At 37.9% G+C, this 21928-nt stretch carries 21 protein-coding genes; 15 read left to right on the top strand and 6 right to left on the bottom strand.

The genetic code is table 11. The features are described 5' to 3' along the window. The first annotated feature begins 156 nt into the window (after window positions 1-156). The 4 genes from rsmE to ruvX all read left to right on the top strand — a co-directional run bounded on the left by rsmE (window position 157) and on the right by ruvX (window position 3099). Window positions 157-918, top strand: a complete 762-nt coding sequence (rsmE, locus tag H4J52_RS02370) for a 16S rRNA (uracil(1498)-N(3))-methyltransferase (RefSeq protein ID WP_182179598.1) — start codon at window positions 157-159, stop codon at window positions 916-918. A gap of 69 nt (window positions 919-987) precedes the next feature. Then, entirely contained in the window at window positions 988-1944 is a 957-nt protein-coding gene (gshB, locus tag H4J52_RS02365) for a glutathione synthase (RefSeq protein WP_182179600.1), read from the top strand. Between the two features lie 146 nt (window positions 1945-2090). After that, window positions 2091-2645, top strand: a complete 555-nt coding sequence (locus tag H4J52_RS02360; RefSeq protein WP_182179602.1) for a YqgE/AlgH family protein — start codon at window positions 2091-2093, stop codon at window positions 2643-2645. A gap of 19 nt (window positions 2646-2664) precedes the next feature. Next, on the top strand, window positions 2665-3099 hold the full coding sequence (gene ruvX, locus H4J52_RS02355; RefSeq protein ID WP_182179604.1) for a Holliday junction resolvase RuvX: 435 nt from the start codon (window positions 2665-2667) through the stop codon (window positions 3097-3099). A 67-nt stretch (window positions 3100-3166) separates the two neighbouring features. Here ruvX and H4J52_RS02350 read toward each other — a convergent pair whose 3' ends face one another. Beyond that, window positions 3167-4294 (bottom strand): PilT/PilU family type 4a pilus ATPase, encoded by a 1128-nt coding sequence (locus H4J52_RS02350; protein ID WP_182179606.1) that lies wholly within the window; start codon window positions 4292-4294, stop codon window positions 3167-3169. Between the two features lie 92 nt (window positions 4295-4386). Beyond that, window positions 4387-5430 (bottom strand): type IV pilus twitching motility protein PilT, encoded by a 1044-nt coding sequence (locus tag H4J52_RS02345; RefSeq protein ID WP_182179608.1) that lies wholly within the window; start codon window positions 5428-5430, stop codon window positions 4387-4389. A gap of 67 nt (window positions 5431-5497) precedes the next feature. Between H4J52_RS02345 and H4J52_RS02340 the strand changes: the two genes are divergently transcribed. The 8 genes from H4J52_RS02340 to H4J52_RS02305 all read left to right on the top strand — a co-directional run bounded on the left by H4J52_RS02340 (window position 5498) and on the right by H4J52_RS02305 (window position 11219). Continuing rightward, on the top strand, window positions 5498-6178 hold the full coding sequence (locus H4J52_RS02340) for a YggS family pyridoxal phosphate-dependent enzyme (RefSeq protein ID WP_182179643.1): 681 nt from the start codon (window positions 5498-5500) through the stop codon (window positions 6176-6178). A 104-nt stretch (window positions 6179-6282) separates the two neighbouring features. After that, window positions 6283-7098, top strand: coding sequence for a pyrroline-5-carboxylate reductase (gene proC, locus H4J52_RS02335; protein WP_182179610.1), 816 nt, complete (start codon window positions 6283-6285; stop codon window positions 7096-7098). 42 nt (window positions 7099-7140) lie between these two features. Beyond that, window positions 7141-7689 (top strand): YggT family protein, encoded by a 549-nt coding sequence (locus H4J52_RS02330; protein WP_182179612.1) that lies wholly within the window; start codon window positions 7141-7143, stop codon window positions 7687-7689. A 94-nt stretch (window positions 7690-7783) separates the two neighbouring features. Beyond that, complete coding sequence (locus tag H4J52_RS02325) at window positions 7784-8224, top strand: DUF4426 domain-containing protein (protein WP_182179614.1); 441 nt, start codon at window positions 7784-7786, stop codon at window positions 8222-8224. 87 nt (window positions 8225-8311) lie between these two features. Further along, window positions 8312-8905 carry an XTP/dITP diphosphatase gene (locus tag H4J52_RS02320; protein ID WP_182179616.1) on the top strand — a complete coding sequence of 198 codons (594 nt, stop codon included), beginning with the start codon at window positions 8312-8314 and terminating at the stop codon, window positions 8903-8905. Next, window positions 8905-10053, top strand: a complete 1149-nt coding sequence (gene hemW / locus H4J52_RS02315; RefSeq protein ID WP_182179617.1) for a radical SAM family heme chaperone HemW — start codon at window positions 8905-8907, stop codon at window positions 10051-10053. The genes H4J52_RS02320 and hemW overlap by 1 nt, the downstream gene beginning before the upstream one ends. Continuing rightward, the gene (tadA, locus tag H4J52_RS02310) at window positions 10053-10568 is read left to right on the top strand and encodes a tRNA adenosine(34) deaminase TadA (RefSeq protein WP_310649970.1); all 516 of its coding nucleotides are present in this window, start codon (window positions 10053-10055) and stop codon (window positions 10566-10568) included. Before hemW ends, tadA begins: the two co-directional genes overlap by 1 nt. A 42-nt stretch (window positions 10569-10610) precedes the next feature. After that, window positions 10611-11219 carry a lytic transglycosylase domain-containing protein gene (locus tag H4J52_RS02305; RefSeq protein ID WP_182224158.1) on the top strand — a complete coding sequence of 203 codons (609 nt, stop codon included), beginning with the start codon at window positions 10611-10613 and terminating at the stop codon, window positions 11217-11219. On the opposite strand, the gene H4J52_RS02300 is transcribed toward H4J52_RS02305, so the two are convergent. Next, entirely contained in the window at window positions 11216-11674 is a 459-nt protein-coding gene (locus H4J52_RS02300) for a MarR family winged helix-turn-helix transcriptional regulator (protein ID WP_404851970.1), read from the bottom strand. The genes H4J52_RS02305 and H4J52_RS02300 overlap by 4 nt on opposite strands. Window positions 11675-12042: 368 nt before the next feature. Between H4J52_RS02300 and H4J52_RS02295 the strand changes: the two genes are divergently transcribed. Beyond that, a complete protein-coding gene (locus H4J52_RS02295; protein WP_182179621.1) occupies window positions 12043-13260 on the top strand; it encodes a PDZ domain-containing protein in 1218 nt (405 codons plus the stop codon). Between the two features lie 136 nt (window positions 13261-13396). Here H4J52_RS02295 and H4J52_RS02290 read toward each other — a convergent pair whose 3' ends face one another. Together H4J52_RS02290 and purL are read right to left on the bottom strand one after the other, a co-directional pair. After that, window positions 13397-14071, bottom strand: coding sequence for a nitroreductase family protein (locus H4J52_RS02290; protein WP_182179623.1), 675 nt, complete (start codon window positions 14069-14071; stop codon window positions 13397-13399). A 193-nt stretch (window positions 14072-14264) separates the two neighbouring features. Next, window positions 14265-18191: a phosphoribosylformylglycinamidine synthase gene (gene purL / locus H4J52_RS02285; RefSeq protein ID WP_182224165.1), complete on the bottom strand. Its 3927-nt coding sequence runs from the start codon at window positions 18189-18191 to the stop codon at window positions 14265-14267. Between the two features lie 202 nt (window positions 18192-18393). Here purL and mltF point away from each other — a divergent pair, with 202 nt between their 5' ends. Then, on the top strand, window positions 18394-19824 hold the full coding sequence (gene mltF, locus H4J52_RS02280) for a membrane-bound lytic murein transglycosylase MltF (protein ID WP_182179627.1): 1431 nt from the start codon (window positions 18394-18396) through the stop codon (window positions 19822-19824). A gap of 354 nt (window positions 19825-20178) precedes the next feature. Here mltF and H4J52_RS02275 read toward each other — a convergent pair whose 3' ends face one another. Next, window positions 20179-20769, bottom strand: a complete 591-nt coding sequence (locus H4J52_RS02275; RefSeq protein ID WP_182179629.1) for a carboxymuconolactone decarboxylase family protein — start codon at window positions 20767-20769, stop codon at window positions 20179-20181. Window positions 20770-21092: 323 nt separating this feature from the next. On the opposite strand from H4J52_RS02275, the gene H4J52_RS02270 reads away from it, so the two are divergent. Beyond that, window positions 21093-21863, top strand: a complete 771-nt coding sequence (locus H4J52_RS02270; RefSeq protein WP_182179631.1) for an ABC transporter substrate-binding protein — start codon at window positions 21093-21095, stop codon at window positions 21861-21863. Window positions 21864-21928 lie beyond the last annotated feature (65 nt).

Here is a 21928-nt window from a genome sequence, read left to right as displayed (position 1 = left end):
GATCATAGTAAATTCAGTCAAAAAAGGTAATCAAAGACTTAAAACAGGCGATGTTTATTTTAAAAAGCCGTTTTTCAGCTATTTTATAAAATGATAATTGAAATAAGTGCAAGTCGCCCTTATATTTCTTGTTAAGATAATAAAAAATAAAATAAAATGAGCAATCCTAGAATTTATCAACAACAATCCTTTTCTATTGGCGACACAGTCACCTTAAGTGAAGATGCCTTTGGCCATACCATAAGAGTTTTACGTTTAAAGAGTGGTGATTCCTTAACCCTTTTCAACGGTGAATTTAATAACGGTTTACTAGGCGATTATCAAGCTGAACTCACTGATGTGAATAAAAAAAATGCACAAGTGGTTATAACGTCGTTCACAGAGAAGCATGTAGAGTCACCGCTAAACATTCATTTAGGCCAAGGTATTTCCCGTGGCGATAGAATGGATTTTACTTTACAAAAATCGGTTGAACTTGGTGTTAATACCATAACCCCACTATTTACTGAACGTTGTGGCGTAAAGCTGACGGGTGAGCGTTTACAGAAAAAAATAGACCAATGGCAAAAAATAGTGATTGGTGCTTGTGAACAAAGTGGTCGTTGTTCGGTCCCTATTGTTATGCCAGCTGTTTATTTAGATGCATGGCTCGCTCAACAAAGTGCGTCATTAAAACTAAACTTACATCCCAAAGCGCAATATTCCATCATGAATTTGCCAGAAAAAAATATAACCGACTCAAAGCAGCGTGTACGGTTACTTATTGGCCCTGAAGGCGGCTTAAGTGATGATGAAATTAAACGCGCTAATGAGGCATCTTTTGTTGATGTTTTATTAGGGCCCAGAATATTAAGAACAGAAACAGCAGCATTAACGGCAATTACCGCATTGCAATGTCGCTTTGGCGATATTAACTAGTAATAATACTTTAATGATTGTGTGCAATTGAAATTAATTTGAGTTGTTTGCAAGATATAGGAAAAATAAATGACAATTAAACTTGGCGTAGTAATGGACCCTATTTCACAGGTCAATGTAAAAAAAGATTCGTCTATGGCGATGATGTTTGAAGCGCAAAAGCGTGGATATGAAATTTATTACATGGAAATGAAAGACTTATACCTTGACCAAGGACAATGCCGTGCGACCGCACAAAAATTGAAAGTTTTTGACGATCCTCAACATTGGTATGAACTCGACGACGTAAACGATATAGCAGTTTCAGAACTTGACGCGGTGCTCATGCGTAAAGATCCTCCTTTTGATACTGAGTTTATCTACGCGACTTATATGCTTGAGCGTGCAGAGGTTGAAGGCACATTAATTGTGAATAAACCTCAAAGCCTTCGTGACTGTAATGAAAAACTTTTTACCGCTTGGTTTGCCGACTTAACACCACGTACCTTAGTGACACGTAATAATGATAAAATTCGTGAATTTCATCAAAAAGAAAAAGACATTATTATCAAACCTCTCGATGGAATGGGTGGCGCCTCAATTTTCCGAATTAAAGAAAATGATGCGAATGTTGGCGTTATTTTAGAAACATTAACCAACCATGGTAATCAATATGCGATGGTGCAAGAGTTCATGCCTGAAATTAAAGATGGCGATAAACGCATCCTTATTGTTAATGGTGAACCTATGCCTTATTGTCTAGCGCGTATCCCTGCACAAGGTGAAACGCGTGGTAACTTAGCTGCCGGTGGTCGTGGTGAAGCAAGACCCCTTAGCGCAACCGATAGGTTAATTGCTGAAACTATTGCCCCTGAATTAAAGAAACGTGGTCTATACTTTGTAGGGTTAGATGTTATTGGTGACAAAGTTACCGAAATTAATGTCACCAGCCCAACCTGTATCCGAGAAATTGAAGCTGCATATCCTATTAATATCAGTGGTAAATTAATGGATGCAATAGAAGAAAATATTCGCCCTAGAGTATAAGCCTTTTAGTTATACTCTTTATCACCAAAATAAAGTTATGAGTCTCTTACTAGCGGTAACCCTTTAAAGTAAAGGGTTACCATACCTCTATAAAAACAATGATGCATAGAGTTTTTTTTAAACTTAAGATGTAAAAAGGTGAAGGTATGGAAAGCTTAGAAAATCAACTTTTAATCGCAATGCCTGCATTAGACGATGCATATTTTAATAAAACCGTGACCTATATTTGTGAACATAATGAAGAAGGTGCCATGGGGCTTATTATTAACTTACCCGTTAACGTTACTTTAAACGAGTTGCTCGTCCAAATAGATGCTAAAAAAGAAGAAGCACCTGAATTAGGCCAACAAGTGTTAACTGGAGGTCCAGTATCTCAAGACCGAGGCTTTGTTTTACATAGTCCACAAAGTTGCTGGAAACAATCGTTATCACTCAGTAAAGAGGTGATGATAACGACCTCTAAAGATATTTTAATGGCGCTAGGTACCGAAGAAGCGCCTGAAAAATATATGGTCACATTAGGTTATGCTGGTTGGGGCCCCGGACAACTAGAAGAAGAACTAAAAAATAACGCTTGGCTTTTAACTCCCGCAGATGGTGATATTGTTTTTAATACTCCCATTGAACAACGCTGGAAAAAAGCCACTGAAAAGCTAGGTATTGATATGGCCCATTTATCATCCGATATTGGTCATGCATAAAACTATTAAGGAAGAATAAGTGTCAAAAAATGTTGGCCAACGTACCGTTTTAGGTTTTGATTTTGGTAAAAAATATATTGGCGTTGCTGTTGGTCAAGAGCTTACGGGAAGCGCTTCACCTTTGGGCTCTGTCAAAGCCAAAGACGGTATCCCTAACGAAATGGAATTAACGAAATTCATTAAGGAATGGCAACCTGACTATTTAGTCGTTGGTTTACCATTAAATATGGATGGTAGTGAACAACAGTTAACCCTTGATGCGAAAAAATTTGGCAATCGCTTGTCGAGTAAGTTTGCATTAAACGTAGAGTTTCAAGACGAACGTTTAACCACAGCCGATGCAAAAGAAAGATTATTTGCAGCTGGCGGTTATCGTAATTTAAAAAAAGATAATATCGATGCTGAGTCAGCAAGATTAATTATTGAAAGTTATTTTGAAACGCTTTATCAGTAGATAATTAATGGTAGGTTATTACATTTGTTGTGACTTTTTTGTAACAACCTACCATGTTTATCATTAACTAAATATCTTTAGGGTCTAAACCATCTAGCGTCACACCACTTAATGCACCTGTTCCACCTTGCTCATTACTGCGTAATTTTATCATCAAGCGTAAATCATTTGGTGAATCAGCATGGTGTAAAGCGTCAGCATAATTGATCAAACCTTTATTATATAATTCAAACAAAGCACCATCAAACGTTTGCATACCGAGTTCTTTCGATTTTTCCATCACTTCTTTAATACTACCAATATCACCTTTTTTAATGAGCTCAGCGATATAAGGTGAATTAAGTAGAATTTCAATGGCGGCAACACGTCCCTGACCATCACGCGTAGGAATTAATTGCTGGGCAATAATACCACGTAAATTTAAGGCTAAATCAAATAACAATTTGCCATGTTGGTCTGCCGGCACTAAATGCATAATACGGTCTATCGCTTGGTTAGCATTATTTGCGTGCAATGTTGCAATACATAGATGTCCTGTCTCAGCAAAGCTTAAGGCATGTTCCATGGTTTCTTGGTTACGAATTTCACCAATTAAAATTACATCGGGGGCTTGGCGTAGTGAGCTTTTTAATGCGGCATCGAAGCTTTCAGTGTCTAAACCAACCTCGCGTTGAGTAACCATACAACGAGCATGTTCATGAACAAATTCTACTGGGTCTTCAATAGTAAGAATATGCCCACGTGAATTTTTATTACGATAGCCGATCAATGAAGCCATTGATGTTGATTTACCCGTACCTGTACCACCAACAAAAAGGACTAAACCGCGCTTCGACATCACGACATCTTTTAAAATCGATGGTAAACCTAATTCATCAGCATCGGGGATTTCTGTCACAATACGGCGAACAACCATACCTGCCATGTCGCGCTGCCAAAAGGCTGAAATACGAAAACGGCCAATATCATCGATAGAAATAGCAAAATTACATTCTTTTTCTTCGTTAAATTGTTTTTTCTGTTTATCGTTCATTGCATTATGAACAAGCGCTAACGATTCATCGCTTGTTAAAAGATGGTCATCGATTGCTTGCAACTCGCCATTTATTTTTGCGCTTACGGCAAGTTTGGCGGTAACAAACATATCAGAAGCATCTTCTTTTACCATTTTTTGTAATAAATCATGAAAATTCATTTTTGTATCTCTTATCATTTTTACCGTAACTTGGGGAATACAATTGAAGCTTCTACTCTTTAAATAACATTCGACAAAAGCTTCATTAACAATTAAAAACCTCTAAATTGATTTTTATCAACCGCTTTTTCCATCGCATCTTGTTTAGTTATCAGGCCTCTATTCACTAGACCTTGTAGACACTGATCCATAGTTTGCATACCATGAGACATACCTGTTTGAATCGCACTGTACATTTGCGCTATTTTGTCTTCGCGAATTAAGTTTCTTATTGCAGGAACGCCCAGCATGATCTCATGAGCGGCAACACGACCACCCCCCACTTTTTTAATTAAGGTTTGTGAAATAACTGCGCGAAGTGATTCAGACAACATTGAACGCACCATAGATTTCTCTTCACCGGGGAAAACATCAATGATACGATCGATGGTTTTTGGTGCTGAGGTTGTATGTAAGGTACCGAAGACTAAATGACCAGTTTCTGCTGCCGTCATTGCTAAGCGAATCGTCTCTAAATCACGCATTTCACCCACAAGTATAACATCGGGATCTTCACGCAATGCACTACGAAGCGCGGCTTCAAAACTAAGCGTATCGCGATGTACTTCACGTTGGTTAATTAAACATTTTTTGTTTTCATGAACAAATTCGATAGGGTCTTCAATGGTAAGAATGTGATCATGTTTGTTATTATTAATATAATCAACCATAGCCGCTAAGGTGGTTGATTTACCCGAACCTGTTGGGCCCGTCACTAAAACTAAGCCACGCGGTATATCTGAAATTTCACGGAATATATCTGGGCATCCTAGATCATCAAGCGATAATATTTTACTCGGAATAGTACGAAATACGGCGGCAGGCCCCCTATTTTGATTAAAAGCATTAACACGAAAACGTGCTAAATTAGGCACTTCAAAAGAAAAATCGACTTCTAACTTTTCTTCATACTCTTTGCGTTGGCGATCATTCATAATATCATAGACAAGTGCATTAACATCTTTCTCGTCGAATGCTGGGATATTGAGTTTACGTACGTCACCATCAACACGAATTGAAGGCGGAGTGCCTGCAGATAAATGTAGATCAGATGCATTATTTTCCACACTAAAGGCAAGTAATTCGGTAATATCCATAAAAGACCTCTTAATAATTATTTTTTATAATATAAAGTAAGTTGAAACTAAATTGACACAAAACAATATGACACCCATTAAAGATAATCTTGCTAAGATAAATCTGCAAATTTTTAATGCTTGCCAGCAGGCAGAGCGTGCAACTTCACAGGTTACCTTACTCGCAGTAAGTAAAACTAAAACCAGTGCCATGATTGAACAAGCTTATTTGGCTGGACAAAGAGAATTTGGCGAAAGCTATATTCAAGAAGCGGTTGAAAAAATAGCAGAGCTACAAAGTTTGTCCGGTATTACTTGGCATTTTATCGGCCCTATACAATCAAACAAAACGCGATTAATTGCCGAAAATTTTGATTGGGTACACAGTATTGACCGCATTAAAATAGCAAAACGCCTTAATGATCATAGGTCTAGCCAAGATACTCCCCTCAACGTTTGTTTACAAGTCAATATTAGCGGCGAAGAAAGCAAGTCAGGTGTCGCTATTGAAGATCTTAAAGCACTTGTTGAATTTATTGATCACTGTGAACATTTAACGTTACGCGGCTTAATGGCCATCCCTGAAAAAAATGCCTCAGAACAAAGTTTTGAAAAGATGCAGCAACTTTTTATTCAATTTAAAGAAGCGCATTCCAGTATTGATACTTTGTCGATGGGCATGTCAGGCGACTTAACCGCGGCAATTGCTAAAGGTGCTACGATGGTAAGAGTGGGGTCTGCTATTTTTGGCGCAAGAAAAGATAAATAATTATCTTGGGATACAATCTATTTCACTTTAGTTCAGTATAATTAGTTACAATAGTAAAAACGTTTTAACACTTTTCTTCATCACATATTGACCACAGGTATTCCATGACAAAAATTGCTTTTATTGGCGCTGGTAACATGAATGGCGCAATTATTTCTGGCTTAGTAAAAACAGGCTTTGCCGCACAAGATATCATCGTATCAAATCCTTCACCTGAAAAACGACTGGCTTTACAAGAGCAACTTGGTATTAAAGAAACAGCAGACAATATCGTTGCGGCTAATTTTGCAGATTTTATTGTACTTGGTGTTAAACCTCACTTTATTGCTGATGTTTGTCAAAAAATCAGCCAAGAAATTGATATTAGCAACAAGTGCTTTATTTCCGTTGCTGCTGGTTGCACCGTTGATCAAATGCAAAAAGCCTTAGCTAAACCTTGTGGCATTATTCGTACTATGCCCAATACCCCCTCGCAGATTGGTTTAGGTGTTACTGGTTTATATGCCGACGAAAATGTTACTGCCCCACAAAAGAAAATTGCCGAAGAGCTAATGAGTTCGGTGGGTATTATAAAGTGGTTAGCCACTGAGGATGAAATTGATCACATTATTGCTGTTTCTGGTTCAGCCCCTGCCTATTTCTTTTTGTTTATGGAAGCAATGGAAAAACAAGCATTAGCTTTAGGATTTACGGCAAAAGAAAGCCGCGAGTTAGTACAGCAAACCGCTTTAGGTGCTGCACAAATGGTTGTTAACACCGACTTACCCATTAGCGAATTACGCGCTAAGGTTACCTCAAAAGGTGGTACAACCAACGCCGCTATCAATTCTTTTATTGATGATGGCTTGGAAAAAATAGTAACAAATGCGATGAATAGTGCATTGCACCGCGCTAAAGAAATGGCGCAAAATAACGTTTAACCCATTTTGAGTTTTATCAATTATTAAGTTTTGGAGAAGTAGATGGAAGCCATTAATTATTTGCTGAGTTTTGCCTTTGACGCATTATTAATGTTGTTAGTATTACGTGTGTGGTTACAATTGGTGCGCGCCGATTTTTACAACCCGTTCAGCCAGTTTATTGTAAAAGTGACTAATCCAGTCGTTATTCCTCTTCGTCGTGTTATTCCCGGTTTTGGTGGCATTGATGTTCCAACAGTGCTACTAGCGTTTATCGTAGCATCTTTGAAGTTTATTCTTATTCCATTAATTAATGGCGCTGATATTAATATTATTTCAGCACTTTACTTAGGCCTTATCTACTTAATTAAACAAACAGGTATATTATTGTTTATGCTGATGCTAGTAATGGCTTTAATGAGTTGGGTCGTTCAAGGTTACAACCCTACTCAAGCAATATTTCAGCAATTAACAGAACCGTTTCTAAAACCAATAAAGCGTATCGTACCGAGTATTGGTGGTTTAGATTTGTCTGTACTTATTGCTTTTTTATTACTCAACGTGATTAATATTTTCTTATCAGGCTCAGTACCTGGTTGGGCAGTGCTATAATAGATAATAAGTAAGTAGACAGGTTTTATCATCACTTTCTATAAAGCCTGTCTTATTAGCTGTATCTATCATTAAAATAAAAAAGGCACTCATTATGAAAAATATCTTACAAACCTGTTTATTTATTATTTTAGTTTCATTAACCCTGATCAGTAACGTTTTTGCTGAGAACGTAAAGAAAATGGGGTCGATGCAAGTTCACTATATGGCGATAAATGCCACGTTTTTAACACCTAAGATAGCAAAAGCTTATAACATTGAACGTAGTCGTTTTAACGGTTTAATTAATATCTCCGTGTTAGACGACTCTGAAGAGTCTAGACCTGCAAAAGCAGTTTCAATTCAAGGCAAAGCAAGAAATGATATTGGCCAAATTAAAACCCTTGAGTTTGACGAAGTAAAAGAAGGTGATGCTATTTATTATTTAGCACAAGTTAATTACACTAACGAAGAAACCTTCTATTTTGATATTACGATTAGTGACGGCAAAGAAACTCATCAGCTTAAGTTTAAACAGAAATTTTATGTTGATTAACCCCAATCACCATACAAGTTATTAATTGATAAAATCAGGCTTTTGACCTGATTTTATTTTTTCATCTCTAAACCTTCAAGGTAAAAAATGTCGACCATAGTATTAGCCACAGGCAACCCAGGTAAAGTAAAAGAACTTAGCCACTTATTAGCCGTGCATAACATTGAAATAAAACCGCAAAGTGAATTTAATGTCAGTGAAGTTGCAGAAACAGGAACAACTTTTGTTGAAAATGCCATTATTAAAGCTCGTCATGCCGCAAAAATTACCGGTCTACCGGCAATTGCTGATGACTCAGGATTAGAAGTTGATGCATTAAATGGCGCGCCCGGTGTTTATTCAGCGCGTTATGCTGGAGAAAATGCTAATGATAGCGATAATACCAACAAACTATTAAAAGCATTAGAAAGCACACCTGATGAAGCACGTACTGCGCGTTTTCATTGTGTGTTGGTTTATATGAGCCATGAAAATGATCCTACTCCCATTATCTGTCATGGTGTGTGGGAAGGCAGTATTACCCGTGAAAAATTAGGTGAGCAAGGTTTTGGTTACGATCCTATTTTTTGGCAGGAAGCCCAGCAAAAAACATCAGCACAATTGCCCCGAGATCTAAAAAACAGCTTAAGCCATCGCGGCCAAGCCTTAGCTAAACTTGTTCAACATTTTGGTGTTAAATAATGTTACAAGCGCCACCCCTATCTTTATATATTCATATACCTTGGTGTGTGGAAAAATGTCCCTATTGTGACTTTAACTCGCATGCATTGAAATCAGCGGTTCCAGAAGAAGAATATGTAAAGCACTTAATTGAAGATTTAGATGCAGACATTACCAAGTTTTCGTTGAGTGATCGCCCACTGCACACCATTTTTATCGGTGGTGGTACACCCAGTTTATTTTCAGCACAAGCAATTGAGCGTTTATTGACCCAAGTACTTGAACGTTTCGAATATAAAGACGATATTGAAATAACATTAGAAGCTAACCCTGGCACGGTTGAAGCTGAAAAATTTATAGGCTTTTTTAATGGTGGTGTCTCAAGGCTTTCAATAGGTGTGCAAAGTTTTGAATCTGACAAACTCATCAAACTCGGCCGCATTCATGATAGTAATCAAGCTAAAAAAGCAGCAGAGCTTGCCTATTCATCTGGTATAAAAACCTTTAATCTTGATTTGATGCATGGCTTACCCCAACAAAATATCGCTAATGCCCTTGATGATTTAACCACGGCTATTTCACTTAACCCAACACATTTGTCTTGGTACCAGTTAACCATAGAACCTAATACCGCTTTTCATTCTAGGCCGCCAAAATTACCAGAAGATGAAGTGCTATGGGATATTCAAGACCAAGGCATCGCATTATTAGCAGCGGCAGGTTATCAGCAATACGAAATATCGGCCTACAGTAAACCTGGTTTTGAATGTCAGCATAATATCAATTATTGGCAATTTGGTGACTACCTTGGCATTGGTTGTGGCTCTCATGGCAAGATAACCGACCCAGTTACGAATAAAATTTTTCGTACTATAAAAGTAAAACACCCTAAAGGCTACTTAGACGAAAGCCGCCCACATCTCGACCATTTAGTTGAAGTCAGTGCACAAGAGTTACCGTTTGAATATATGATGAATAGACTGCGCTTACATGAAAGTTTTTGCTTAACTCAATACCAACAAAGAACAGGCTTATCAATTGATACTGTCTTGCCAACATTGCAAATCGCTAAACAAAAGCAATTAATGCTAGAGAATACCAATGGCACATGGCAAGTCAGTAAATTAGGTCACCGTTATTTAAATGACTTACTTGAGATGTTTTTATAGTGACCGTTAGTGAAGAGCAACAAGCACTCGACCAAACGTTTATGCAACGCGCTTTTGAGCTTGCTGAACAAGCTGAGGCTATTGACGAAATTCCCGTAGGCGCAGTTGTTGTCGCTCATAATAAAATAATCAGTGAGGGTTATAATCAGTCTATTACGCTAAACGACCCTTCGGCGCATGCTGAAATGGTCGCTATTCGCCATGCAGGTTCAGTTTTACAAAACTACCGCCTGCTTGACTGTACCCTTTATGTAACGTTAGAGCCTTGCCCTATGTGTGCTGGTTTATTGGTACATAGCCGCATTAAACGCGTTGTTTACGCCACGACAGATCTAAAAACGGGTGCAGCAGGCAGCGCATTTAATTTACTTTGTGATGAGAAGCATAACCACCAAATTCAATTGTCTTCTGGTGTTATGGCTGAAGAATGTAGTCAGCTACTTTCTACTTTTTTTAAACGCCGCAGGACAGAGAAAAAAGTACTCAAACAAAAGATGAAATTAGCGCAAAAATAAGCGCTATACTCAATATTATTGTTAACCTCTGTGAGCGTTTAATTGAAATTATATTGTTGCACTTTATTACTATTATTTTGCTTTACTCATTCTGTATTCGCTGATGATGGAGTAAAAATATACCAGTACAAATCATTAAAAGGGATCAGTTCTTTTTCTGATATTCCCCCCAACACGTCTACTTACCAAGAAATTCGCATAGGTTGCTTTGCCTGTAAACTAAATTCAATGGTTAATTGGCATAACACACAATTATTCACCGCTCACTTTACATCAACGATTAATCAACAAGCACAACGTTATAACATAGATCCCGCTCTTATTCGCGCTGTTATTCATGCCGAGTCACACTTTGACCCTCGAGCATTATCTAAAACAGGTGCACAAGGGTTAATGCAATTAATGCCCGCAACAGCAAAAGAATTAGGGATAAAAAATTCATTCAATGCCCAACAAAATATTCGCGCAGGAAGTAAACATTTAGCACGATTGATCAGAAAGTATGGTGGAAATATCACGTTAGTTTCAGCTGCCTACAACGCTGGCGAAGGTGCGGTTAAGAAGTATAAAGGTGTACCGCCTTATCCCGAAACTCAAAAGTATGTTGAACGCGTAAAAATTTTACATCAGCGTTATTTATCTAACATTTAACGCGCGTCGCTACATTGGCCTTTTTTGTACCAACGAATAAGTTCTTTTTGGTCGCTAGGAGCATCTTCGCCTTGTGCTATTTTGTTTAACGCTTGTTTTGCTAATAATTGTTCAGCTTTATCTTCAATTTTACTCAGTGCATTATAAAAAGCAGTGGTTTCATCATCAGTTAATACACTTTCAAGCTCTTTTGAACGTATCTCCATAGCTGAAGTTAATGCTTGATATAATGCTTTTCCTTGCTCATTTAGGGCTAATATCTTAATGTTTTTGCTTTTTTTATCGCGGCGGATATCGATTAAATTTTTATTATCTAATGCTTTTACCGCTCGGCTAACATTATAAGAATCGATACGCGATTGGTAGGCAATATCTGCAGACTTAATCGGCATATACGAGCCAATATTTAATAAGACTCGCATTTCTCGTGGTTCTAAATCGCAGAGTTCACGAATTTTCCAATCTCGATTTAAGGCAAGTAAATTACTGACTACGGCGACTCTAAACGGTAAATGTGACGTTAAATCTAATGGTTCAGCTATTTCTTGCGTTAACGTAAACGCTTTATTTCTGGCCGATTTAGTGATGATAATACCTAGTGAATAGAGCCTATTTTTGCTATTTTATCATTAATTTTAAATAAATAACACGTCACAAAATTGAGTATAAAAAGTTATTCTAAAAAAAAAGTCTTAATTAATTTTACTAAATCAGGTGTCTGTTAGCATCATCTTTACAATTTTGTGATATAGGTTAAAATCTAAAAAGGCTTAATTATAAGTGTTTTACTTATTTTTAAATATTAACAAAGAGAATAATAAAAATGCGTAATAAAGGTCTCTTAAAGCTAGTCACTGCAATGGCTACATTACCCATCATACTCTTGGCACAAACGGTAAACGCTTCGGAATGTGCATCGGTTACTTTCGATACAGGTAAAGTTAATGGTAATAAAGTTATTTTAGAATTGTTGGGGAGTAACGGTGTAGCAATCCCACAACCTAAAAAATATCAAAAAATATTAAAAGGTGAGCACAAATACCTTCTCGCACCTGGCATGCATACTTTAATATTAAACCAATGGGATAAAAGTGAGTTTAGCACTTACCAGAAAAACCTTCGCAGAGGACGAAGTGTAACAAACCCGCCAACCCCCATACAAAAAACAGTAAATATTGAGGTTAAAAAAAATCAGCATTATCAGTTAGTGCCTATGGAAACTATTGCAGGTTCTATTGTTGAAGTAAAAAATCAAGAAAGTAAGTCTTGCTCTGGCAAGTACATTGCGGATGCTAAAATTGATGTGCCAAAGCTTTCAGCAGATGAACTTCCCCCGGCAATCGAAAAATTACTTGGCTTAGTGATGAAAAATATTTCTTCACACCACAAAAAAACAGCTGACAAACGTGATGATACGAATGTTGTCTCACGTAAATTAAATGGCTATTTTGGTACGGCATTAGCCCAAGAGTTTGTCGAAGGTAAGCTTCAAGTAAACAGAATAATTCCAAATACTTTAGCTGCTGAATTAGGCTTGGTAAAAGGTGACTTAATTACAAAGATTGGCGGAAGCGAACCTAGTACGTCGAATAATACGCCTTCTCAAGCGATAAACGCTTATTTAATAAGTAGAGCGTTCGGTGAAAAAATAGTTATTGAAGTCATTAGAAATGGAAAGTCTGTAACGTTATCCGGTGATTATATTCCTGTTGTTGTGCCAGAAGCCTATTACACAGTTGAGAAAACAACTAAAAGTGGTATTACCAATCAAAGTAACTTATCTGCTTCCTTAACGTTTCAATTTGACCAGCTCTTACTGGCGATAAACAGCCACTATAAAAAAATGGGAGAAGATAATAAAATTATCGTTATAGAACGCCCATCATTTCATTTAGAAGTTAACTTAGCTTCAGTTGGACAAGCACAAAAAACAATGTTCGCTGAAAGTTTAAAAAAAGATGATGATTATGATGAAACGAGAAATAAAAGAAAAAGAAGTAGTGGTTACATTAATCCTAACATGAAATCACCTCGTGGCTAATATTTAAGGGGAGTAACATAAATAATTCAGTCAGAAGTTAGAGTAATAAATCCTCCTGCTTTCTGACTTCTTATTATCTCATGATTTAACACGTTATCATTTTTTGTGTTAAAGATAGCATTGTTATTGGAGGGTTCTACAAAAAAGTAGCAATTTCATCGAGTGGTTTTTTAATTTGAGCATGATGAGGTACTGTTGCATCTTCGTTTGGATAGCCGGTAATAAGTAACATGTAAGCCCGATCATTCTCTGGCCTTCCACAGACTTTACTTAAAAAAGACATCGGCTTTGGAGTATGCGTTAGTGTTACAAGCCCAGAGGTATGTAGCGCATTAATTAAAAAACCTGTCGCTATACCCACTGATTCATGCACATAATAATTAGTATTTTTATCTTCTGTACTAATTCCCCCTTTCTTTTGGCTAAAAATAGCAATCAGCCATGGGGCATGCTCTAAATATGGCTTATTAGCGTCAGTGCCTAATGCTTTTAAAGCGCCTAACCACTCTTCACCTGCTCGACCTTCATAAAAGCCTCGCTCATGAAATTCAGCTTGCTCTCTAATTTGCTTTTTTATATCGCGGCTATGTACGGCGACAAAGTGCCAAGGTTGGTGATTAGCGCCGCTTGGCGCAGTTGCAGCAGCTTTAATACAATTTTCTATAATCTCTTTAGGCACAGGGCGATCGCTAAAGCTACGAATACTGTGTCGGCGCTTTATATCTAAATAGAAGTTTTTCGAGCGTAATAGCATTTCGTCTTGTGGGTACTCAATGTAATCGCTCAAAGGGCTTGAGTCATGATCTTGCATCGCATTTTATCCTGTATATTTACTACTCATAAAGAGCAGGATATAACACTGTAAAGATATTGCAAGTGCAATATCTTTACAGTGTTATATAAAATATAAACATTAACTTCATACACTTTACTGATATTACTTTTACTTGCGATCAAAAAAAACGCCGAAGCGTCTTTTTTAAACAAGGTAGGCCTATGGCTAATTAGCCGATAAACGCACGCGCATTACGGAACATGCGTACCCAAGGAGAATCTTCTTGCCATTCGTCTGGATGCCATGAGTTAGCGACGGTTCTAAATACACGTTCAGGATGCGGCATCATAATAGTAACACGACCATCCGTTGTTGTTAGCGCCGTAATACCGTCAGGCGAGCCATTAGGGTTAGCTGGATACGTTTCAGTGATTTGACCATAATTATCAACATAACGCATTGAAACAGTACCTGAATCATTAACAGCACCGATAGCATCTTCTGAACTAAATTCTGCATGACCTTCACCATGAGAAACAGCAATAGGCATACGAGAACCTGCCATACCTTTAAATAATACTGACGGACTTTCTTGTATTTCAACTAATGAGAAACGTGCTTCAAAACGTTCAGATTTATTTTGTACAAAATGTGGCCACGCTTGAGCGCCAGGAATAATTTCTTTCAGATTAGATAACATCTGACAACCATTACAAACACCTAAAGTGAAGGTGTCTTGGCGTTCAAAGAAAGCTTTGAACATGGCTTTAGCATCTTTGTTAAATAATATGGATTTTGCCCAACCTTCGCCAGCACCTAAGACGTCTCCGTAAGAGAAACCACCACAAGCGACTAAACCGTTAAAATCAGCTAAATTAGCTCGGCCAGATAAAATATCAGACATATGTACGTCAACAGCAATAAAGCCAGCTCGGTCAAAAGCGGCCGCCATTTCAACATGAGAGTTTACGCCCTGCTCACGCAATATTGCAATTTTTGGATTCGAACCTTTAAGTGCATCTTGTGCGATTAACTGAGCGACAATATCTTCATTGATATCAAAAGTAAGCTCAGCATGTAATCCTGGGTCTTCAGTATCATATTTAACGTCATGTTCTTGTTGAGCACATTCTGGGTTATCACGCAGTGACTGCATTCTATAGGTCGTTTGTGCCCATACAGTACGATAATAAGTACGTGAATTTTCAAGTACTACCTTACCATCACGGCTAAATCGGAGTGTATCTTCGTTATTAATACGACCAATATCAGTACAACAATCTGCAATACCATGTTCAGCTAAAATTGCGTCTATTGCAGCAACATCACTTTCACGAATTTGAATAACAGCGCCAAGCTCTTCGTTAAATAATACGTCAATGTCATTACCTGAGACTGAGTTTAATGCTGTTAAATCAATATCTACACCGGTATGACCAGCAAAAGCCATTTCAACGACAGTGGTGAATAATCCGCCATCAGAGATATCATGATAAGCAATAAGCTTTTCATCACGAACTAATGTTTGCATGGCGTTGAAGAAACCTTTTAATGTTTCCGGGCTATCTACATCGGGTGTTTCTTTACCTAAGTGCTTATAAACCTGTGCTAAACATGAGCCACCTAAGCGCTTTTTACCTTTTGATAAATCAATAGCAACAAGTCGAGTGTCGCCTTGGTCTATTCTTAATTCAGCCGTAACCGTTTTACGAATATCTTCAACAACACCAAAAGCGGTGATAATTAATGACATAGGAGATGTGACTGATTTTTCTTCGCCCTTATCTTCCCACTTAGTTTTCATCGACATTGAATCTTTACCCACTGGGATAGTTAACCCCAATGCTGGACAAAGCTCTTCGCCAATAGCTTTAACGGCTTCATATAAACCTGCATCTTCACCCGGGTGTCCTGCTGGCGACATCCAATTCGCAGACAATTTGATCCGGTTTAAATCGCCAATATCTGTACCGGCAATATTAGTTAGTGACTCAGCGACCGCTAAACGAGCAGAAGCGCCAAAGTTTAATAAAGCCACGGGAGTGCGCTCACCCAAAGACATGGCTTCGCCGTGATAAGAGTCAAGCGCAGAGGCGGTAACACCACAATCGGCAACAGGCACTTGCCAAGGACCAACCATTTGGTCGCGATTAACCATACCCGTTACCGAGCGATCGCCAATGGTAATAAGAAAGGTTTTTTCTGCAACTGTCGGCAACGACAAAATACGGTCAGCAGCATCAGCTAAGGTGATATCCGTTAAAGAAAATTCATCTCCACCGGCTTTTGCCGTTAATACATCTTTAAATATTTTAGGTGTTTTACCTAATAAAACATCAAGTGGTAAATCAATAGGTGTAGCTAATTTATCATTACCAGTAAAATGAGCATCAGTCACAGTTAAATGTGCTTCTTCTGTCGCACGACCAACAACAGAAAATGGTGCGCGTTCACGGTGACATATTTGTTCAAAGGTCGCTAAATTTTTGTCTGATACGGCAATAACATAACGTTCTTGAGATTCGTTACACCAAATTTCATGAGGTGCCATACTGCGTTCATCATTTGGAACATTGCGAAGTTCAAAAACACCACCACGGCCGCCATCAGCAACTAACTCAGGGAAAGCATTTGATAAACCGCCAGCACCGACATCATGAATGAAAGCGATTGGATTCTCTTCTCCCAACTGCCAACACTTATCGATAACTTCTTGACAACGACGTTCCATTTCAGGGTTTTCACGTTGCACAGAAGCAAAATCTAAATTCTCGGCTGATTGACCAGAGGCCATTGATGATGCTGCACCACCACCTAGACCAATATTCATGGCGGGACCGCCAAGTGCGATTAAATGAGCGCCAACGATAATTTCACGCTTTTGTACATGTTCATCACGAATATTACCTAAGCCACCAGCAAGCATAATTGGCTTGTGGTAACCACGTACTTCAACACCGTTAAACGAGTTAACTTCTTCTTCGTAAGTACGGAAATAACCTAGAATTGCTGGACGACCAAATTCATTGTTAAAAGCCGCGCCACCTAAAGGACCTTCCATCATAATATCAAGCGCTGAAACAATACGACCTGGCTTGCCAAAATTAGTTTCCCATGGCTGTTCGAAATTAGGAATGCGTAAGTTGGATACTGAAAAACCGACTAAACCTGCTTTGGGTTTAGAGCCAATACCTGTTGCACCCTCGTCACGAATTTCACCACCTGAGCCTGTTGCTGCGCCAGGGTATGGAGAAATAGCGGTGGGATGATTGTGTGTTTCAACCTTCATTAAGATTTGTATGTCTTCATGGTGGTAACCGTAAACATTCGTTTGAGGATTAGGGAAAAAACGTCCGCCCTTATTACCGACCATAACTGCTGCATTATCTTTGTAAGCACTTAAAACAAAGTCAGGATTAATTTCATGGGTATTACGGATCATTTTAAATAATGATTTTGGCTGTTTTACACCATCTATGGTCCAGTCAGCATTAAATATTTTATGGCGACAATGCTCTGAGTTTGCTTGCGCGAACATGTAAAGTTCGATGTCGTGTGGGTTACGACCTAATTTGGTAAAATTTTCAAATAAGTAATTTACTTCATCTTCCGCTAAAGCTAAACCTAATTCTATATTCGCCTTAACTAAGGCATTTTTTCCACCCTTTTCAATATCAATGGCGGTTAACTCACCTGGCTCTGCGGTCGCAAAAAGTGACGTTGCTTGTGCCATTTTGGTAAATATAACTTCCATCATGCGATCTGAAATCAAATGATCAAACTGAGCTTGCTGTTGCTCATTCAAAGATTCACCAGAAATGTAATAAGCGATACCACGTTCTAAACGGTTAACTTTAGTTAACCCACAGTTATGAGCGATGTCAGTTGATTTTGAAGACCAAGGCGAAATAGTGCCAGGGCGCGGAGTCACTAATAAGAATTGACCTACCGGTTCGTGTTCTTCAATGTTTGGTCCATACTTAAGAAGTTGCTGTAAAACTTGAAACTCTTCGTCGTTAAGATCAGCTGAAATATGCACAAAGTGCGTAAATTCAGCATAAATATCTGTTATAGGAAGTTTTAATTCAGCACATTGAGCTAATAATTTTTTAACTCTAAAGTCTGAAAGTGCCGGAGCGCCGCGAAGGGTTTTCATCAACATCGTCATAAACGTAATCACCAGTTTAGTTTTATTTTAGTTGCGTTTTCGCAGTTAAAATAATGGAAGAAAAATCGCGCATATTATAATAGATATAAAGGGTTTTGATAAGCCTTAAAAGATTAACTTAAAAAGTTAATCTTCATTATTGATAAAAAGTGCTTTGAATAAAGAAGGAATCACGCCACAATAACCCTATATGATTAACTTAAATTTTAAAATAGTTAAAAAAATCAGCACGTTTGTAAGTATATTATTCTTGACTGCTTTTTTACTATTAGGCTGCCAGCCCACAGAAAAAAATGCCAGTTTGCAGCGCATCATTGAGCGTGGCTATATTAACGTCGGTACTATTTACGGCTTAACCAGTTATTACTTGGAAGCTGAAGACGCTGCTGGTTTTGAGTATGAATTAGTTAAAAATTATGCTGACTCATTAGGTGTTGACTTAAAAGTAGTCCCTAGTTACAGCCTTGAAGAGCTTTTTGACAAATTAGACAGTGGCCAAGTGGATATTCTAGCCGCGGGTTTAGCCGTTACCGAAAAAAGGCGTCAACAATATGATTTTTCACCAAGCTACGACAATATCAGCCAGAAACTGGTGTTTAAGCAAGGGAAAATTAGACCTCGTGATATTGAAGACTTAACAGGCAACTTACTCATCATGGCTCATTCGAGTCATGATGAAAACCTCACCCAATTAAAAAACAGCCACCAAGAGTTAACTTGGCGAGTAAGTGATGAATTTGATAGCGAAGAACTCTTACTTAAAGTATTGTCAGAAGAAATTGACTACACCGTTATCGACAGTAATACCCTTGCAGTTAATCGCCGCTATTATCCTGAAATCAGTATTGGCTTTACCATTAAAAAACCTCAGCCTTTAGCTTGGGCTGTTAAAAAAAATAATGACCAGTCAATTTATGCCAGCCTTGTTGAGTTTTTTGGCAGAGTTCATCACGACGGAACATTATTAGCCCTCGATGACAAATACTACGGTCATGTTGAAGAATTCAACTATGTTGACACTCGTATGTTTATTAAAGCCGTTGAAGGTAAACTGCCTCAGTACCGGCCATTATTTGAGAAATATAGTCAGGAACTTGATTGGCGTTTACTCGCTGCTATTAGTTATCAAGAATCCCACTGGGAACCGCATGCGCGTTCTTATACAGGCGTACGCGGCATGATGATGCTAACCTTGCCAACCGCAAAACAAATGGGGATTAAAAGTCGTTTAGATGCTGAACAGAGCATTCGTGGTGGCGCTAAATACTTTAAACAAATGATCGATAGAATGCCTGACAGAGTCCCTTCACCTGACAGATTATGGTTTGCGCTCGCTTCATATAACATTGGCTTAGGCCATTTAAATGACGCACGAAAGATAACACAAAAACAAGGCGGAGACCCAGATCGCTGGGTAGAGGTTAAAGATCGTTTACCTTTACTTAAGCAGAAAAAATACTACAAACCAACCAAGTATGGTTATGCTCGCGGTGACGAAGCCGTAAACTATGTTGAAAACATAAGACGTTATTACGACACGTTGACTTGGATGGACAATAAGTCAAAAGAAAATGCTATCCCTCAACCTATTAAAGATAAAACAGTTATTATCACACAATAGCGCTTGCCTTTATTTGGACGGCGTTATTTTGAAAACTCATCAATGTACTCATAATTATTGATTGTCATCAAAATGACATATTGTGCAAGGATACTTAAACCTAGTAGGGTAATTCTGAACTTATTTACGTGTATGTACGTACTTAGAATTACTCTGGAACAATAAACCTGTTTGACAGAATTTCAATAATTAATGAGAAATAATAATGAACAATCGCATTAGACGACAAGTGCAAAGCACACATAGAAAAAGACAGATACAACGCCAAAAGCACAAAATCAACACCCGTCGATTAGGGCAATTTTTAATTGAAAACCAATAACATATCGTTTATTGGTTCTTTAATTGATGCCTTTATTTATGCTTACCTTGAGTCCAATTTGACCCTAACAATAATCGTTCGCCAGCGTTAACAGCACCTGTTTCCATCGTAGTTCCCATAGAATCATTCCAACGATTCAAATAGCCAAATAAGGAAATAACGCCCAGTATTTCTACAATTTCTCCATCATCCCAATGTTTATATAATTCAGTGGAAATATTATCGTCAACAGCATTTGGTACACTTGAAGCGGCGAGTGCAAATTCAAAAGCTGCCTTTTCACCCGCACTATAGCGATCACTTTCTCTAAAAGACCAAATATTAGCGAGTCGTTCATCAGTGCCTCCATAACGTTCAGCAGCTAAGATAGTATGAGCTTCGCAATAGCGACAGCCTGTGTTAGCACTTGTTATATAACCTATTAAGCGTTTTTGCTCAGCCGTTACTGTGCCTTCATTTGCCATAACAGCCATATTCAAATTTATAAAAGCCTTAGCAATAGCTGGGCGTCGTTGCATCGTCAACACACTATTTGGGCAAAACCCTAATGTTTCATTAAAGAAACGGGTAAGTTCAGAAACTTCTTCATTTTCATCTTTATCAAGTGGGGCAACTAACGCCATAACGCTCTCCGAGTATTGATCTATAAACATGAATATAAAGCAACGATATTGTAAATGCAACATTGTTGCTTTTCAGTTTTTAATCATTAACATCTGTTACTTTCAATAAAAATAGCCAAATACAAATAACACGATTACACTTAATCAAAGTTAGAGTGATTGACTGTTTTTTACTTTTAAATAAGACTGATGCCAAGGTAAGAAGATAATAGGTTCAAAGCAACGAAAGCCACTCTAGATTGTCCTATAAAAGCTTTAATCGACAAATTCAGCGGTAGCATTTAAAGTAAGTCCTCTCACTAATTTAACCAAGGAGATGAGATATGAAAAAATATTTAATTTTTGCTCTTGTATTAACTTTTCATGGTTCAGCTAATGAAGCCCCATCAAGAGATTATGCGGTAGGGTGGGAATTGTGGTATCCATACCAGTATCATAATAAGCAACAAGAACTTGTGGGTTTAGATTTCGATATTTTCAATGCAATTATTAAAGAGTCTACCCTTAAAGTAACATTCACAGAAATCCCTTGGAAAAGACATTTACAATATATAAAAACTGGTAAAATAGATATGGCAATGGGTGCCTCTCATTCAGCTGAGCGCGAACAAACTGCATATTTTTCTATACCTTACAGACTTGAGAAAGTTAACCTTTTTGTTAAAAAAGGAACGGCTCAGAAAATAAAGCTAAAAAAATTAAGCGATCTTTCTAGTGCTGATTATATGATTGGTGTTGAGGGTGGCTATTATTACGGTAAAGAATATCAAAAACTAATTACAACAAAAGCCTTTCATGCCCATATTAATAACGTTATCGACCTAGAACAAAATGTGGCGCTATTATTAAAAGGTCATATTGACGGGGTTTTGGTCGATCCGGTGACGATGAAAGCGTTCTCTGAAAAGTACTCATTGCAAGGTGAATTTGAAATACATCCCTTGGAAATATATCAAGATACTATTCATATTATGTTAAGTCGCCAGTCGTGTACCATTGAAACACTTAATCGTATTAATGATGCCATCACCACATTAGTACAAAATGGTGAAATAGCTAAAATCATTGCACATTGGACAGCCATCCACAAATAACCCTATTGTATTCTACTGTCACCTTTTTATGACTCCAATATCCCCTCGCCTAGATAAAAAGACTC

The sequence above is a fragment of the Colwellia sp. MB02u-14 genome (assembly GCF_014076915.1).
Taxonomy (GTDB): Bacteria; Pseudomonadota; Gammaproteobacteria; order Enterobacterales; family Alteromonadaceae; genus Colwellia_A.
Note: the sequence above shows the minus strand (reverse complement) of the source record. Positions and strands in the feature narration are given on the sequence as shown.